This is a genomic window from Oceanibium sediminis (assembly GCF_003265325.1).
Lineage (GTDB): Bacteria > Pseudomonadota > Alphaproteobacteria > Rhodobacterales > Rhodobacteraceae > Halovulum > Halovulum sediminis.
In genome coordinates this window covers 1-222 of record NZ_QGNX01000130.1, presented here as the reverse complement: position 1 = coordinate 222, position 222 = coordinate 1, and the positions used below count along the sequence as shown (strand labels likewise).

At 59.5% G+C, this 222-nt stretch carries 1 protein-coding gene; it reads left to right on the top strand.

All coding sequences use genetic code 11. The annotated features are described in order from the left end of the window. A partial coding sequence (locus tag DJ029_RS22390) for a transposase (protein WP_368854698.1) occupies positions 1-222 on the top strand: 222 nt, incomplete at both ends.

Here is a 222-nt window from a genome sequence, read left to right as displayed (position 1 = left end):
AACGGAAGCAGCATTCGCCTGAGTTCAAGGCGAAGGTGGCGCTTGAGGCGCTGAAGGGTGAGCAAACGGTGGCCGAGCTGGCAAGCCGGTTCGGGATTCATCCGACGATGAGGTGCTGTCAGACCAATTCGAACTCGTCTCTGCAAGGACAGCGAGGCTGTCCCTTATGCCGCACAAAGACCGCGCCACTCGGCGAGAGCGGCGGTTCGGTTAAGCTTGAAA